The sequence below is a fragment of the Caulobacter sp. RHG1 genome (assembly GCF_013181195.1).
In the GTDB taxonomy this organism is placed as follows: domain Bacteria; phylum Pseudomonadota; class Alphaproteobacteria; order Caulobacterales; family Caulobacteraceae; genus Caulobacter.
Genome location: NZ_SMZP01000002.1, coordinates 840,476 through 852,521, shown reverse-complemented (window position 1 = coordinate 852,521; position 12,046 = coordinate 840,476). Strand labels below are relative to the sequence as shown.

General features: G+C 67.2%; 12 protein-coding genes. 9 read left to right on the top strand and 3 right to left on the bottom strand.

The window, feature by feature from the left end; translation table 11 throughout:
* Positions 1 to 195: 195 nt before the first annotated feature.
* Both E1H18_RS07725 and E1H18_RS07720 read left to right on the top strand, forming a co-directional pair.
* Positions 196 to 621, top strand: coding sequence for a DUF1801 domain-containing protein (locus E1H18_RS07725; protein ID WP_172265610.1), 426 nt, complete (start codon positions 196 to 198; stop codon positions 619 to 621).
* 73 nt (positions 622 to 694) lie between these two features.
* Entirely contained in the window at positions 695 to 1,978 is a 1,284-nt protein-coding gene (locus tag E1H18_RS07720; RefSeq protein WP_172265607.1) for a hypothetical protein, read from the top strand.
* Between the two features lie 28 nt (positions 1,979 to 2,006).
* Here the strand turns inward: E1H18_RS07720 and E1H18_RS07715 are convergent, their stop codons facing one another.
* Positions 2,007 to 2,312 (bottom strand): UBP-type zinc finger domain-containing protein, encoded by a 306-nt coding sequence (locus E1H18_RS07715; RefSeq protein ID WP_206679042.1) that lies wholly within the window; start codon positions 2,310 to 2,312, stop codon positions 2,007 to 2,009.
* Between the two features lie 2 nt (positions 2,313 to 2,314).
* On the bottom strand, positions 2,315 to 3,958 hold the full coding sequence (locus E1H18_RS07710; RefSeq protein ID WP_172265605.1) for an FAD-dependent oxidoreductase: 1,644 nt from the start codon (positions 3,956 to 3,958) through the stop codon (positions 2,315 to 2,317).
* A 104-nt stretch (positions 3,959 to 4,062) separates the two neighbouring features.
* On the opposite strand from E1H18_RS07710, the gene fdhD reads away from it, so the two are divergent.
* From fdhD to E1H18_RS07685, 5 genes are all read left to right on the top strand, one after another.
* Positions 4,063 to 4,869 (top strand): formate dehydrogenase accessory sulfurtransferase FdhD, encoded by an 807-nt coding sequence (fdhD, locus tag E1H18_RS07705; RefSeq protein WP_172265602.1) that lies wholly within the window; start codon positions 4,063 to 4,065, stop codon positions 4,867 to 4,869.
* Positions 4,869 to 7,160 carry an FdhF/YdeP family oxidoreductase gene (locus tag E1H18_RS07700; protein ID WP_172265599.1) on the top strand — a complete coding sequence of 764 codons (2,292 nt, stop codon included), beginning with the start codon at positions 4,869 to 4,871 and terminating at the stop codon, positions 7,158 to 7,160. The genes fdhD and E1H18_RS07700 overlap by 1 nt, the downstream gene beginning before the upstream one ends.
* A gap of 62 nt (positions 7,161 to 7,222) precedes the next feature.
* Complete coding sequence (locus tag E1H18_RS07695; RefSeq protein WP_172265597.1) at positions 7,223 to 8,374, top strand: GNAT family N-acetyltransferase; 1,152 nt, start codon at positions 7,223 to 7,225, stop codon at positions 8,372 to 8,374.
* Between the two features lie 10 nt (positions 8,375 to 8,384).
* The gene (locus tag E1H18_RS07690) at positions 8,385 to 9,302 is read left to right on the top strand and encodes a transcriptional regulator (RefSeq protein ID WP_172265595.1); all 918 of its coding nucleotides are present in this window, start codon (positions 8,385 to 8,387) and stop codon (positions 9,300 to 9,302) included.
* A gap of 104 nt (positions 9,303 to 9,406) precedes the next feature.
* Positions 9,407 to 10,246, top strand: coding sequence for a GIN domain-containing protein (locus E1H18_RS07685; RefSeq protein ID WP_172265763.1), 840 nt, complete (start codon positions 9,407 to 9,409; stop codon positions 10,244 to 10,246).
* Between the two features lie 102 nt (positions 10,247 to 10,348).
* Here E1H18_RS07685 and E1H18_RS07680 read toward each other — a convergent pair whose 3' ends face one another.
* A complete protein-coding gene (locus E1H18_RS07680) occupies positions 10,349 to 11,107 on the bottom strand; it encodes an outer membrane beta-barrel protein (RefSeq protein WP_172265593.1) in 759 nt (252 codons plus the stop codon).
* Positions 11,108 to 11,511: 404 nt separating this feature from the next.
* On the opposite strand from E1H18_RS07680, the gene E1H18_RS07675 reads away from it, so the two are divergent.
* Together E1H18_RS07675 and rpsJ are read left to right on the top strand one after the other, a co-directional pair.
* Entirely contained in the window at positions 11,512 to 11,712 is a 201-nt protein-coding gene (locus tag E1H18_RS07675) for a hypothetical protein (RefSeq protein ID WP_172265591.1), read from the top strand.
* Between the two features lie 13 nt (positions 11,713 to 11,725).
* Positions 11,726 to 12,034 (top strand): 30S ribosomal protein S10, encoded by a 309-nt coding sequence (gene rpsJ, locus E1H18_RS07670; protein WP_004616952.1) that lies wholly within the window; start codon positions 11,726 to 11,728, stop codon positions 12,032 to 12,034.
* Positions 12,035 to 12,046: the final 12 nt, after the last annotated feature.

The following is a 12,046-nucleotide window of genomic DNA, read 5'->3' as shown; positions in this document are numbered from 1 at the left end:
GCGGCCGCACCGTCGGCGCCGGCGTCGTCGCCAAGATCGTCGAGTAATCGATCGATCCCAGCGACAGCTGAACTAAGCGAAGGCCCCGGAGAGCAATCTCCGGGGCCTTTTTGCTTTTGCCATGTCGGTTCTCGCGGGGTTCGATCGTCTTCTTCAAGAGCGGGCGGCGGAAGCCCGGCCAACAGGAGAGACGGCATGGACGTGCGTGAGCGCATCGACGGCTACATCGGCGAGCAGTCTGCGGCTAAACGCCAGCAACTGCTGGATCTGCATCAGCGCATCCTGGAGATCTCGCCCGACGCCAGGCTCTGGTTCCTGGATGGCCGGGACGACAGCGGCAAGGTCGTGTCCAATCCCAGCATCGGATACGGCGAGGTGGCGCTCGACTATGCCAATGGGACCTCAAGGACGTTTTACAGGGTCGGTCTCAGCGCCAACACGTCAGGCCTGTCGATCTATGTCATGGGCCTGAAGGACAAGACCTATCTGTCGGAAACCTACGGCGCGCGGCTCGGCAAGGCCAAGATCACCGGATACTGCGTCCGCTTCAGGTCCGTGAATGATCTGGACCTGCAGGTGCTGGAGGCGTTGTTCGCCGACGCCTTGGGGGCGCAGGCCTGAGCGCGTTTTCTATTGGCCGCCCTGTCCTGGCCTCGGTAAACAACAACGGGTTGAGTCGTTTTCGGGGAAGCGCGTGCGTAGAATTCATCGGGGCCTGTCGGCGATCCTTCTGGCCAGCCTTGGCGCCTTTGCGACGGGCTCGCTCGCCGAGGAGGCTTCGCCCTCATCTTTCTCTTCAAGGCTCGCCCAGGCGATCGCTCCTCTTGAGGTCAAGCCGGACGGTCTGTCCGGCGCGGGTGCGCTCGTCCTGTCGGAGGCCCTGGCCGCCAGTCGCTATGTCATGATCGGCGAGAGCCACATGACCCGTGAGATCCCGGCCTTCACGACCCAGGTCTGCCGCCTGATGGCGCCCTCCGGCCTGACCGCCATGGCCATCGAGACCGGCCCGGAAGCGGCCCGCGTTGTTGACGCCGCCATGCGATCGAAAGACCGCGAAACCCGGATCGCCGATTTCTCGCGCAGGCATCCGGACGGCATCGCCTTCTTCCGCGGACGCGACGAAGTCCAGATGGCAGGCGATTGCGCCGCCGCCGCCGGACCGAATTTCCAGCTCTGGGGATTGGATCAGGAGTTCCTGGGGGCCAGCGGCCATCTCCTTCAGGAGATGCTGGCCTCCAGACCTGGACCCATCGCTCGGGCCGCCTTGACCGGCTTGGCCGCGCAAGAGGAGAAGGCGACCGCCGCCGCGCTCGCGTCGGGCTCGCCCGGCGAACTCTTCCTGCTCTCGGCCAAGCAGGGTGATCTCGACCAGGCCGCCGGCGCGGTCGCGAAGGATGGCGGCGCGCGCGTCCGCTATCTGTTTGGCCTGCTGACGGAAAGCCGCGCCATCTATCAGGCCTCGCAGGCGCGCCAGGGCGACCCCAACGGACGCCGCGCACGGCTGATGAAGCGCACGTTCGCCGCCAAGCTGGCCGAGAAGCCCGGCGCCCGGGTGCTGATGAAGTTCGGCGCCTACCACGGCTACAAGTCGATCAACCCGCTGAATCAGCGCGACCTCGGCGCCTATGTGGCCGAGCGCGCTGACGGCGAAGGCGTCACGGCGCTGCACATCATTGTGGAGGGCGCCAAGGGGACCCAGGCTGGCTATGCCGGCGTCGGGCGGCCCGCCGCTGTGCGTTCCTTCGACATGAAGGACGACAAGGGTCCGGACTGGCGTAAGGATGTCGTCCTCGCACAGCCGGCCGGTACGCCGCCGGGGTCGTGGATGCTGGTGGACCTCCGGACGCTCAGGACCAAGGACCTGACGTCCGCACCGCCGGAATGGCGTGAACTGGCGCTCGGCTACGATATCGCCCTTCTGGCCCCGACCTTCACCGCAACCAGCATGGTCGGGGAGGAGAAGGCGGCGACACGCTGATCCTATTCCTTCAAGGCCGCGCGCAGGCTCAGCCCCTCACGAACCGCGGGATGGGACCGACCTGCGCGGTCTGGTCCGGCAGCTCGACGAATTCCTCGTCGACATAGCACCAGCCCCAGCCTTCGGGCGGGTCATAGCCCTCGATGACCGGGTGGCGGGTCGCGTAGAAGTGGGCGGTGGCGTGCTTGCTGGGGCTGTCGTCGCAGCAGCCGACGTGGCCACAGGTCCGGCACAGGCGCAGGTGCACCCACCAGCCGCCAGCGGCCAGGCATTCCTCGCAGCCCTTCGAGCCAGGCTCGACGGTGTGGATGGCGTCGCCGTGGGTACAGGTCATGGTCAGGCCTCCGCCAGATAGGCGTGGATGGCGGCCACGGCCTGGGCGCCTTCGCCCACCGCGGCGGCGACGCGCTTGACCGAGCCGGCCCGGACGTCGCCGATCGCGAACACGCCCTTGCGGCTGGTCTGCAGCGCCGGACAGTCGGGCGACAGGTCCGCGCCCGTGCGCACGAAGCCGTGGTTGTCCAGCTCGACATGGCACTGGGCCAGCCAAGCGGTGTTGGGCGCGGCGCCGATGAACAGGAAGAGGTGGCTGATCGGCTTGACGGTCTCGACGCCGTCGGGCCCGCGCCAGCGGACGGCTTCCAGCTTGCCGTCCTCGCCATCCAGGTCGACGACCTGACTGCGGACGACGACTTCGATGTTGGGGGTGCTCTCGATGCGCTCGATCAGGTAGCGCGACATGGTCGCCGCCAGGCTGGGGCCGCGAACGATCATCCAGACCTTCTTGACCTGGCTGGCCAGGAACACCGCCGCCTGGCCGGCCGAATTGCCGGCCCCGACCAGGGCGACCTCGTGGCCCGCGCACAGCTTGGCCTCCAGCGGCGAAGCCCAGTAGTGCACGGCTGCGCCCTCGAAGCAGTCCAGGTTCTCGACCTCCAGCCGGCGATAGCGGGCGCCGCTGGCGATCACCACGGTGCGGGCCTGGGCGCTCTCGCCGCTGGCCAGGGCCAGGCGGTAACGGTGGGGGCCGCTCTCGTGGCAGTCCAGCGAGGCGACCTCGTCGGGAATGGCCAGTTCGGCCCCGAACTTCTGGGCCTGGCCGTAGGCGCGCCCCATCAGGGCCATGCCGGAAATCCCGGTGGGGAAGCCCAGATAGTTCTCGATCCGCGCCGAGGCCCCGGCCTGGCCGCCGAAGGCGCGGGTGTCCAGCACCAGAACCGACAGGCCTTCCGAGGCGGCGTAGACGGCGGTGGCCAGACCCGCGGGACCCGCGCCGACAACGGCGACGTCGTAGATCCGCTCGGCGTCGATCGGGCCGACCAGGCCGATGCAGCGGCCCAACTGGTGGTTGGTCGGCTTCCGCAGGATGGTCCCGTTGGGGCACAGCACCATCGGCAGCTCGCTGTCGTCGACGTCGAAGCGCTGCAGCAGCACCTTGGCGCAGTCGACGGTGTCCGGGTCCAGATGCTGGTAGGGATGGCCATTGCGGGCGAGGAAGCCGGACAGGCGGATGACCTCGCCGTCGGCGGCGCGGCCGACGATGATCGGGCCGCCGGCGCCGGTCTCGATCAGGCTGACCCGGCGCAGGATCAGGGCGCGCATGATCCGCTCGCCCAGCTCCGCCTCGGCGATCAGCACTGCTCGCAGGCGATCGGGCGCGATCAGCAGGGCCTCGACATGGGAGATGGCGGTGACGTCGACCAGCGAGGGGCGGCCCGACAGCTGGGCGATCTCGCCGACGAACTGGCCGGCGGCGTGCTCGACGATCGGCTGGCTTTCGTTGTGGGCGTCACGGCGGCTGATCGCCACTCGGCCGCCCAGGATCACAAGCAGGCCGGGCGAGGGCGCGCCCGATGTGGCCAGGGCCTCGCCGGCGCTGGCCTGAACGATCTGACCGAAGCGCCGCAGCCGGTCGATCTCGACCGTTTGCAGGCGAGGGAACATCTGGGCGCGGCGGGTGTCGAAAGTGCTCTCGGGCATGGTCCCACACTGCTCCAGGTTTGTGTCGTGGTCACGTCTCACGGAACGATGGTTTTGAACATTCCCGCCGTGACGCGATCGGCGGCAGGTTCTAGAGTCCGGCGATGCAATCCGCTTCCGCTTCTCGCCCCGCAGAGCAGTGGCGCGCTGGCCGCGCCTTGGAGCCCTTCACACGCCCGTTGCCGCGCGAGACGGCTGTCGGCCTGTCGCTGGACGGCCGCCCGCACACCGTGCTGATGGCCACGCCCGAGAATGTCGAGGATCTGGCGCGGGGCTTCGTGGTCACCGAGGCGATCGCCGCGCCCGCCGATATCGCTGGCGTCACCATCAAGGAAGAAGAGCGCGGCCTGCTGGTCGACGTCCGCTTCGCCCCCGGCGCCCTGGCCCGCAAGGCCCGGCCGCGCAACCTGGAGGGACGCTCCAGCTGCGGCCTCTGCGGCGTGCAGCGTCTGGTCGACGCGGTGCGGCCGCTGCCGATGCTGGGGCAGGGGGCGCGCATCGCTCATGCGGCGATCCCCAGGGCGTTGGCGGCGCTTGAGGCCGAGCAAGCCCTGGGCCGCCTGACCCGCGCCACCCATGCGGCGGCCTTCTTCGATGCTGAGGGGATGCTCGTTCTGGTCCGCGAGGACGTCGGCCGCCACAACGCCCTGGACAAGCTGGCTGGGGCGATGATGGCCGTTGGCCACGATGCGGCGCGGGGCTTCGTCGTCGTCACCAGCCGCTGCTCATTCGAGATGGTCGAGAAGGCCGTACGAATCGGCTGCCCGATCCTGGTCGCTGTCTCGGCCCCGACCGAGCTGGCCATCACCAAGGCCAACGAAGCCAATCTGACCCTGGTCGCCCTGGCCCGCGCCGACGGCCATGCGGTGTTCGCCGGCGGCGAGCGTCTGTTCGAGATGGAGCCGGCCTGATGTCCGACACAAAAGTTCCCGGGGTTCGCGACTACACCCATCCCGCCGGTGGCTGGGACGCGCTGAAGGCCGTGGCGGGCGCCCTGGTCGACCAGGCGACAGTGATCGAGGGCGGCAAGACCCTGATGCGGGCCAACCAGCCCGAGGGCTTCGACTGCCCCGGCTGCGCCTGGCCCGACCCCAAGCACACCTCGTCGTTCGAGTTCTGCGAGAATGGAGCCAAGGCGGTGGCCTGGGAGGCGACGACCAAGCGCGCGACGCCCGATATCTTCCTGCAGCATACGGTCACCGAGTTGCTGACCTGGAGCGACCACCAGATCGAAGATCTGGGGCGGCTGACCGAGCCGATGGCCTACGACCCGGCCGACGACCATTATAAAGTGATCAGCTGGGAAGACGCCTTTGCGCGGACCGCCGCCGGACTGAAGGCGCTGGGCGATCCCAACGAAGCGGAGTTCTACGCCTCGGGCCGGGCCAGCAACGAGGCGGCGTTCCTGTATCAGCTGATGGCCCGGCGGTTCGGGACCAACAATTTTCCCGACTGCTCGAACATGTGCCACGAGCCGACCAGCGTCGGCCTGCCGGACTCGATCGGCATCGGCAAGGGTTCGGTGACGTTGGAGGACTTCGACCACGCCGACCTGATCCTGTGCTTCGGGCACAATCCCGGCACCAACCATCCGCGGATGATGGCCACCTTGCGCGAGGCCAGCCGGCGCGGCGCGACGATCCTGGCCTTCAACCCGTTGAAGGAGCGGTCGCTGGAGAAGTTCGCCTCGCCGCAGGATCCGGTCGAGATGGCGACCCTGTCCTCGACGCCGATCGCCTCGGCCTATTTCCAGGTCAGCATCGGCGGCGACGCGGCCTTCGTGCAGGGCATGATGAAGGCGGTGCTGGCGCTGGACGCCCGTGACGGCGGCGTGCTGGATCGCGATTTCATCGCCGAGCACACCACAGGCTTCGACGAGATTGTCGCCCATATCGACGCGCTGGACTGGGCGGACATCGAGGCCGGCTGCGGCCTGCCACGAGCGCGGATCGAGGAGGCGGCGGCGATCTACGCCAAGGCCAAGGCGACCATCCTCTGTTACGGCATGGGGCTGACCCAGCATCGCGACAGCTCCGGCACGGTGCAGCAGCTGGTCAATCTGCTGCTGCTGAAGGGCAATATCGGCCGGCCGGGGGCGGGGATCTGTCCGCTGCGCGGTCATTCCAACGTTCAGGGCAATCGCACGGTCGGCATCGCGGAGAAGCCGTCGGCGGCCATGCTGGACTCGATCCGCGACGTGTTCGGCTTCGAGCCGCCGCGCGAGCATGGCCACACGGTGGTCGAGGCGATCGCGGCCATGGAGCGCGGTGATGCCAAGTGGTTCATGGGCCTGGGCGGCAACTTCGCCGTCGCGGCGCCCGACCCGGTGCGGACTTTCGCGGCCATGCGCAAGCTGGACTTGGCCGTCCACGTCGCCACCAAGCCCAATCGCACCCACCTCTTGATCGGTAAGGACGCGCTCTTGCTGCCGTGCTTGGGCCGCACCGAGATGGATGTGCGGGCCGGGGTGCGCCAGTCGGTGACGGTCGAGGACTCAATGTCCATGGTCCACGCCTCGCGCGGCCTCAACCCACCAGCGTCCGAGCACCTGATGTCCGAGCCGGCCATCGTCTGCGGCGTCGCCTCGGCGGTGTTTGGCCAGGATCCGCTGGTCGACTGGCCGGCCCTGGCCGACGACTACGACGCCGTGCGCGACCTGATCGCCCGGGTCTTCCCGGAAGGCTTCGAGGATTACAACGACAAGGTCCGCGTGCCGGGCGGCTTCCGCCTGCCGGTGGGGCCGACCGATCGGGTCTGGAAGACCGCCAGCGGCAGGGCCAACTTCCTGGTGTTCGATCCCAAGGGCGGCGACCCCCGCCAGGGCGATCCGGACGTCATGCTGCTGACCACCTTGCGCAGCCACGACCAGTACAACACGACCATCTACGGGATGAACGACCGCTATCGCGGCGTGTTCGGTCGCCGCGACGTCGTGTTCGCCAATCCCGACGACATGGCGCGGGCCGGCCTCTCCGAAGGCGACCTGGTCGACCTGGGCGCGGCCTTCGACGACAGTGGAGAGCGGGTGGCGCGGGGCTTCACCGTCGTTGCGCGCGACATCCCGCCGGGCTGCCTGGCGGCCTATTATCCCGAGACCAATGTGGTGATCTCGCTGGACGACCACGACCTGCGCTCTGGCACGCCGGCCTACAAGTCGGCTCCGGTCAGATTGCGCAAGCACCAGACTTTGTGGCGCCGCTGAAATGCATTGTTAGGAGCCTGCAAGCTTAATGGCCCGCGACCCCTGAGGGAGAGGGTACGAGGGTGCAACGGGAAGGCGTCGTCATCGAGACCGTCCAGGTCTCGCAGCTGGGAGCCGCCGAGCGTGAGCTGTGGCGTCGCTTTCGTGCGGCCGATCCTGTCTTCGCCAGCCCTTACTTCGACCTCCGTTTCATCGAGATCGCCGCCCAGGTCACGCCAGGCGCCGGCCTGGCCATCGTCCGAGAGGGCGAGGCGATCCGCGGCTTTCTGCCGTTCCAGACGCGGGGCATGCTGCTACAGCCCCTGGCCGCGCCGCTCAGTGATTTCCATGGCTTGATCGCCGAGCCCGGCTGGGCGGTGGCGACCATGCTGCCGCGGATTGATGGTGTGCGCCGGGCCCGGTTCAGCGGTCTGGTGCGCGCCGGCGAGGAAGATCTGGCCGGTATGTCGCCGCGACGCGCCATGGTCGCCGACCTGTCCCTGGGCTTCGAGGCCTACATGGCCAGTCGGGACACGGCCTTCGCCAAGGACAAGCGTCGCCGTCGTCGCGCGTTGGAGCGCGATCACGGTCACGTCGTCCTGACGTTCGAGCGCCCGAAACCCGAGGAAGTGAGCTGGGTGCTGGAGCGCAAGCGCCAGCAGAGCCGTCGCACCCATCAGTACGACGTGTTCGCCTGTGGCTGGACCAGCGAACTGATCCAGAGACTGGCCCAGGCGCCGGACGAGGATTTCGGCCTGCGTCTGGCCTGCCTGAAGGCGGGCGGAACGTTGGTGGCCGCCGAGCTGGGCCTGCTGTCGGGCGGCCGCTATCACTTGTGGTTCCCGGTCTATGAGCGCGCCTATGCGAAGTACTCGCCGGGCAGCCTGATGACCCTGGACACGCTGGAACACCTGGCGGCGCGCGGCGTCACCCGGGTGGATTTCGGCGTCGACGCCGACGCCTACAAGCACGACTTCGCCGATCCGGCCGAGGTGGTGTTCGAAGGACTGGTCGAGCGCCGTATGTCCTCACGCGGCCGTGACATGCGCCTGTTCGGCGGTATGCGCCTGGCTCGCCGTTTCGATCGCATCGTCGCCTGCGAGCCTGGCCTGGTCGGCCAGCTGAGAGGCGGAGCCGGCTTTCTGGCCGGCGTGGCTCGTCGCTATCCGCGCCTGGGGGCGGGAATAGGCGTTGGTCTGGGCCTTGGCCTGAGCCTTGCACTTCTGGCCGATTGAGGAGATCGCCATGTCCGCTCTGATCCAAAACTGGTCGCCCGCGCAGAAGGCCGACTTCGGCAAGACGCCGATGGTGTTCGAGCACGGTCTGCTAGGGACCGGTCTGTTCGAGGACGCGGCGCTGGAGCAACTGCTGGACGTCTATCCGGCGGAACTGTTCGACATCAACCTGTTCGACTTCGACGCGGAGGGGCAGGCCTCGATGCGCACCGGCGCGCGAGGTCGCCTGCCGGGCAAGGACGTGCTGGCCGGCGTCAAGGAAGGCCGGATCTGGGTGCAGCTGCGCGGCGCGGAGTCCTGGTACCCTGAACTTCGCACGGCCATTCACCAGGCTTTTGCGGGCATTTCCGAACAGGTCGCGGGCTTCAGGCCGGTCCAGCTGACCGGTCAGCTGATCATGTCTGCGCCCGGCGCCAAGGTGCCGTTCCATGCCGACGCCCCTGGCGTCGTGCTGTTCCACCTGCGCGGCCGCAAGCGGATCTGGATCTACCCGTCGGACGAGGCGCACATGCCCCAGCAGGGCATGGAGAACATCATGCTTCGCCAGCAGACCGAGGACCTGCCGTATCGCCGGGACATGGACGCCGTCGCGAAGGTCTTCGACCTGGAGCCGGGGCAGGCGGTGACCTGGCCGCTGCATGCGCCGCATCGCATCGAGAACCAGGGCGTCTTCAACGTTTCGCTGTCGGTCGACTACCAGACCTGGAACACGCGCATGATCAATGGCGCGCACTATGCCAATGGCGTCCTGCGCCGCTGGGGCGCTCCAATTGCGCCGATGAGCAAGACGCCGGCGGCCGCACGGGCGGCGCTGTGGGGCGCTTCGCTGGGCCTCAAGCGCATGCCGATCGTCGAGGATCGGATCAAGAGCTTCGAGCGCAGCTTCGAACTGGGCCCTGAAGCGAAGGCCGAACGCGCGCAGGGCTAGATCATGACTTTCGGGTCATGACCTCGAATTAAGTCGCTGAACCCCATCATGGGGTCTACCGTTTCCGCATCGAATATCGACACGCATCGATGGGGAGCAAAATGATGCGCGCTATGACCACCCTGGCCGTTCTGGCCGCCGCCCTGTCCGCAGCCGGCGTGGCTCAGGCCTCGCCGAACCTGAAGATCAAGGACGCGGTGGCGCGTGTCGTGATCATTCCGGAGAACCGGACCGACATCAAGGTCGAGACCTTGACCTCCAACGCCAGCCTGCCGCTGACCGTACGCGTCAATGGCGACGAGGTCATCGTCGACGGCGACCTCCGCATGAGCAAGATCAACGGCTGCAACGTGCGCAACGGCAAGATCTTCGTGAAGGTGCGCGGCGTGGGCGAGGTGGCCTATGACGACATCCCGCAGATCGCCGTGCGCACGCCGCTGAACGTCCGCGTGGCGGGCGGCGGCGCGGTGTTCGGCGACATCGGCCGCTCGGACAGCGTCAACGTGGCCAATGCCGGCTGCGGCAGCTGGACCGTCGCCAACACCAAGGGCAAGCTCGAGGTCAGCCAGGCTGGCTCGGGCGACACCCGGACCGGTACGGCCGGCAGCCTTGAGATCAGCCTGGCCGGTTCAGGCAATGTGAAGACCCAGGCCATCGCCGGTGACGTCGAGGTCTCGATCGCCGGTTCGGGCGATGTCACTGTCGCCCGACTGTCGGGTTCGCTGGAAGGCAACATCGCCGGTTCGGGCAACATCACCGTCGCCGGCGGTCGGGCGCGTTCGGTCGAGGTCAATGTGATGGGTTCGGGCGACGTCAGCTTCAATGGCGAGGCCGATAGCGCCGACGTCTCGGTGGCCGGCTCGGGCGATGTGCGCATCGCCAAGGTCAATGGCCCGATCAAGAAGCACGTAGCCGGCTCGGGCGACGTCATCATCGGCCAGTAAGCGCTACACGCACACTCTATATATAAGTGAAGGCCCCGGGATCGCTCCCGGGGCCTTCTTGCTTGGACGTCCTAAAGGTTCGACAGGACGCCTGAGCAGGTCTTAGCGCGTGCCGAAGGCGAACAGGTCGCTGGCCGTGGCCAGGTCGGCGCCGGCGCGGTCGCGGTCCTTCAGGCTGCCGCCGAACGTGTAGCGGAAGCCGACCTTCACGGCGTCCGAGTTCAGCTTGGCCAGGTCCTTCGACTCGGCGTGGGTGTACTTGGCGAAGGTCGACCAGCCGCTGTTGGCAAACTTGTATTCGCCACCGGCGTTCACGTCCCACAGGTCGGCGTTGACGTTGGTGTCGATGCGCGACCAGCCGGCGCCGGCGTTCAGACGGAAGTTGTCCGACACGAAGTAGCGGGCTTCACCGCGGACGGCGTACAGGTCGGCGTCCAATTCGTTCGACTGGCCGTAGGCGACCAGGCCCGTCAGGGTGACGTTTTCCAGGTACTTCTGGGCTTCGGCGCCGACGGCCCAGAGGGTGTCGTTCGACGGACGCGACAGGGCGGTGAAGGCGCCGACGCGGTAGCCGTTGCCGACCGTGGTGGTCAGGTGCACGGCGCCCGAAGCGACGGTTTCGTCCGACAGGTCGTTGTCCGAGATGGCGACGTCGCCGTTGGCGGTCACGGTCCAGGCGCCTTGCAGCGGAATGGCGACCGAGCCGTCGAGAACGGCCGAGGTGCCGTCGTTACCGCCGAAGCGGGTGTTGATGTCGGTGTAGTTCACGGCGGCGCCGACCGAGCCGATGTTCTGGGCGAAGGCCGGGGCCGAGACGGCGGCGGCGATCAGGGCGGCGGTGGCGAAAAGCTTCGTATTCATGTGGGTCTATCCCCTTACTTACAGTGGCTCCTCCGACTGGCTGGACGGTCGTTATGGGGGGAGGGGCCGCCCAGTCCGTCGGGGAGGAGCGGCATCTATGAGGGTTCGACCTGCGCCTCAAGGCCACCGGCGGCGCTTGCAGGTCGAATAATGCATTTTTGTGCCACTTGCGGAGGCGGAAATTTCCACTATCGCGCCCGTGCTTGCATGTTCATTGCCACATTATGTCCTAAATCCTTAAAAGCAGACCGGTGTTATGTTCTCGCGGGTCTTGCGCCGACGGGGCAGGGCGCCTATCCAAGTCGAGCCCGACGAGTCGCGCCCCGCAAAGGCGTGAGGAACCGGACAGGGCGCTTGACGAAACCGATTCTGGAACGTACAAGCGCGCCTCTGTTGGACCGGCTGTGAGCTCTCGGGCTCAAACGCGGTTCGCGAGACGCCCGGACATAGCGCCGCCAACCTCTCTCGAGAGGGGCGCAATATCTGGTCATCACCCTTGGCAGGCGACTGCTGAGGACCTTTGTTTTGCGGACGCTGCGTACGAACCCTCTTTTGGGTTCGGGTTGGTCTTTGAAATGGTTCGAGACGCGGGCGCAGCCCACTAGGAAACCGAGCGATATGGATCGTCAGAACATCCGCATCCGGCTCAAGGCCTTCGATCACCGCGTGTTGGATCATTCCACGCGCGAGATCGTGAATACGGCCAAGCGCACGGGTGCGACGGTACGGGGCCCGATCCCCCTGCCCACGCTTATCGAAAAATTCACCGTCAACCGTTCGCCGCACGTCGACAAGAAGTCGCGCGAACAGTTCGAGATCCGTACGCATAAGCGCGTTCTCGACATCGTTGACCCGACTCCGCAGACCGTGGACGCGCTGATGAAGCTCGACCTGTCGGCCGGCGTTGACGTCGAAATCAAGCTGTAAGGAGGGCCGCTC

Coding starts and splice junctions, on each gene's coding strand:
- E1H18_RS07725 (WP_172265610.1), top strand. CDS start 196: ATGGACGTGCGTGAGCGCATCGACGGCTACATCGGCGAGCAGTCTGCG.
- E1H18_RS07715 (WP_206679042.1), bottom strand. CDS start 2,312: ATGACCTGTACCCACGGCGACGCCATCCACACCGTCGAGCCTGGCTCG.
- E1H18_RS07710 (WP_172265605.1), bottom strand. CDS start 3,958: ATGCCCGAGAGCACTTTCGACACCCGCCGCGCCCAGATGTTCCCTCGC.
- fdhD (WP_172265602.1), top strand. CDS start 4,063: ATGCAATCCGCTTCCGCTTCTCGCCCCGCAGAGCAGTGGCGCGCTGGC.
- E1H18_RS07700 (WP_172265599.1), top strand. CDS start 4,869: ATGTCCGACACAAAAGTTCCCGGGGTTCGCGACTACACCCATCCCGCC.
- E1H18_RS07690 (WP_172265595.1), top strand. CDS start 8,385: ATGTCCGCTCTGATCCAAAACTGGTCGCCCGCGCAGAAGGCCGACTTC.
- E1H18_RS07685 (WP_172265763.1), top strand. CDS start 9,407: ATGCGCGCTATGACCACCCTGGCCGTTCTGGCCGCCGCCCTGTCCGCA.
- E1H18_RS07680 (WP_172265593.1), bottom strand. CDS start 11,107: ATGAATACGAAGCTTTTCGCCACCGCCGCCCTGATCGCCGCCGCCGTC.
- rpsJ (WP_004616952.1), top strand. CDS start 11,726: ATGGATCGTCAGAACATCCGCATCCGGCTCAAGGCCTTCGATCACCGC.